At 34.4% G+C, this 3,231-nt stretch carries 3 protein-coding genes; all 3 read left to right on the top strand.

Going from position 1 to position 3,231, the window contains the following annotated elements; genetic code table 11:
• Positions 1-146 precede the first annotated feature (146 nt).
• Positions 147-1,928: a transglutaminase-like domain-containing protein gene (locus CIK93_RS05050; RefSeq protein ID WP_144007631.1), complete on the top strand. Its 1,782-nt coding sequence runs from the start codon at positions 147-149 to the stop codon at positions 1,926-1,928.
• A 19-nt stretch (positions 1,929-1,947) separates the two neighbouring features.
• Positions 1,948-2,601 carry a hypothetical protein gene (locus CIK93_RS13415; protein ID WP_094449323.1) on the top strand — a complete coding sequence of 218 codons (654 nt, stop codon included), beginning with the start codon at positions 1,948-1,950 and terminating at the stop codon, positions 2,599-2,601.
• A partial coding sequence (locus tag CIK93_RS05045) for an MG2 domain-containing protein (protein ID WP_254046741.1) occupies positions 2,573-3,231 on the top strand: 659 nt, incomplete at its 3' end. The genes CIK93_RS13415 and CIK93_RS05045, both read left to right, overlap by 29 nt.

Raw genomic sequence — 3,231 nt, 5'->3', positions numbered from 1 at the left:
AAGAATTTTATCTGTCTCATTGTTGGACAGAACCCCTCTCGTAGATTTGCTCGGCAAAAGCGAACCTGCCGAGAAGTTACAAACTGTAAGAGAATTAAGTCTTAAATTTATTTAGTGGACACTAGTGCTTTAGATTATATAACACATTGAAATTGGCAGGTAGAAATAAACAAGAAATGCAAAAAGCTTTAGAGATATATCCAAAAGGTTGTGATAAGTATAAAGCTATGGTTTATCTGATAAAGTATATGCCTTGGCATTCTGCTATGTCTCAAGTTAAAAATGGTGAGCAGTATTTTATGAATGACATAGAAGAAATATCTGCTGATTACTTAATTGAAAACGTAGAAGAAGCCTATGAAACCTGGCAAAATTGCTTGTGGAAAAACGAAATTGATTTTAGGGATTTTTGTAGATATATACTACCTTATAGCATTGATAGAGAACCAATAGTGAAGTGGAGATTATATTTTAAAAGAAAATATGCACATTTGGTGAGAGGAATAAAAGATGAGAAGGAAGCCTTCCGAGTTGTGTATGAGTACTTGAAAAATAGTTTTAAGGTTACGAATACTAAAAGTCCGTATGAATTAGATGTGTTGATGTTAGATTCTATTCATGGTGGTAATTGTCGTGATCGTGCTATTTATATGACATATGTAATGCGTTCATTAGGTATTGCAGCTGTAACAGATTTTACTCCTTTTTGGGCCAATCAAGGAACAAATGGACATTTTTGGGTATCAATGGTGGAAAAAAATGGTAAAATCTTTACGATAGGTAAAAATAAAACTTGTTATATTGACGGTTCTTATGAGCCTTGTAAATATACAATAGACGAACGTAAGTATATTTATGTAGTGGATAGCCTAAAAAGAATTTGCAAAGTGTATCGTTATACATATGATGATGTTCACAAAGTTCCCAGTAATCAACTTTTAAATATTCCTGAATTTTTACATTGCTCTTATGCCTTGGATGTAACCTCACAATATCATAATCTGACAGACAAAAATGTGCTACTAATAAAAACGAATAGAAATGAACCTCTTTATGTGTGTACATATCAACAACAATTTGGTTGGAAACCTGTTGGAAAGGCAGAACGTTTAGACGATTCTCATATTGATATTGGTCCAATGATACACGATAATGTCGTGATTGTTGCAGCATATGAGGATGGGACTGTTATACCACGTTCTAATCCATTTTTGGTTTGTAAAGGTCGTATGCCTATAAAACTTGTACCCGATAAAATAAGATCTCAAAGAGTTTGTCTATATCGAAAATATGGTTTGAACAGTCGATGGATTAATCGTTGGGGAGATTTGATCGGAACTAGAATAGAAACATCAAATGTTAAGGATTTTAGCCGTGATGTTAGCTGTCTTTATGAAGTTAAAAATATGCCAGTTGAAAAAATAAGCATCCTTTTCGAAAATTATCAATTGAAAAGATATCTACGATTTCTTCCTGCAAAGGGGAAATATCCTGTACCTGCAGAGATTGATTTAATAGATAAAAATAATAAAATGATACAAAAGAATGACTATCAACTTTATGCCGTTGGTAAAGACTTGGTTGGAGATACTATTCCATTGCATTGGTTGCGCGATAGAGACCCAACTACCACATTTTATAAGCAATTTCCCTATTGGATAGGTATTGATATCAAAAGATGTAAAAAAATGACAAAAGGATTGCAAGTGCAATTATGGAATGATTGTAATCGTGTAGCAAAAGGTCATAATTACGAACTGTTTTATTTTGATTATGATTGGCATTCTTTGGGACAGCAAAGAGCGGTCTGTGATAGTTTAAGCTATACTAATGTTCCTCAAAATGCATTATTATTACTCCGAGATTATACGAAAGGTAAAGAAGAACGTGTCTTTATTTATAAGAACGGAAAACAATTTTGGTGGTAACTATTAAAAAAAAACGAATATGAAGAAAAAAATGATTTTAATGTTATTTACAGTTTTTCTGCTGTTTAACTGTAGTAATGATGGAAGTGATGTGTCTTTTGAAACACTAAATGAGGCAGATGTGTTTGTCGTGTCAGAACAGCATCAAGAGTATCAGATGAAGTTATCAAAGGACAGAAAAAGGATGAATAGAGTATTTGAATCTTTTTCGAAAGAAAATAAAAAGCGGTATAAATTATTGCTTAGTTTCGCAATACGTACACAATCACAATGTAAGCAAAATATGTATATAGATAGTTTGTCCCATTTAACAGGAGTTAATTATCGAGAAAGAATATACATGTTGTATCAATCAAAGAAAAAAACGTTTGAAAATTGTAATATAAAAAAAAGAGATTATTTGAAAGCTGTTCAGCGATATAATGTAAGATTAAGTAATGAGAAAAATACTCGAAGTGTAAGCACAGAAGAAGCTTGCTTGCGTACGTGTGAACATTTGTATTATCTTGCTGTAGCAGATTGTAATTATGATAGTCAATTAACGCACGATTGTTCGATATGTAGATGCTCTGAATGTCGTTGTGCGCAAATGGATCCAACATTGTTGGGTTATACAGCATGTTTATTAAATGCAGAGTCAAACTATGAAATCTGTCAATCTGATTGCAATTAGAATAGGTACACTATTATTGTTATGTGTGCTCCGACTATCCGTTGTGGCTTGTGTCATGCCAGCCGATACTACGTCTGTTATTTCATCCATATTAGACTACTATTCCAAAGTACCTCAGGAGCGTATATATTTGCAAACCGATCGTTCCTATTATATGGCAGGTGATACAGTATGGTTTCGTGCCCATTTGCTTGATGCGGTGACGCGCGTCCCCGTATCCCGTTCTCGTTATGTTTATGTAGAACTTCACGACCAGCAGGCAGACACTTTGATGCAACGTGTCATGTTGCGTTGTGATACAGATGGTGTATTTTCTAATGCGATGATTCTGCCACGGAGAATGAACGGCGGTGTCTATACTATGGTAGCTTATACACAATGGATGCGTAATTTTGGTTCTGAGCATTTCTACTATAAACCGTTGACCGTAGTGGAAAAGAATGGCAGGGCTCTATGTGTTGCGAGTGGAAATCAACCACCACGGCTTAAAACCTCAAACCTGATGGAGGTGAAGCAACGTAAAGGTCAAATGTTGATACGGATGTTGGATGATAGTCGAAAAGATTCGCTGACGTGTATCATCTATGGTAGTGGTAATTTAATAGAGGTTCCCTATGTAAATTCAAGAGT

This window comes from Prevotella sp. P3-92 (assembly GCF_002251205.1).
Lineage (GTDB): Bacteria > Bacteroidota > Bacteroidia > Bacteroidales > Bacteroidaceae > Prevotella.
This window is presented reverse-complemented; position numbering and strand designations above follow the sequence as displayed.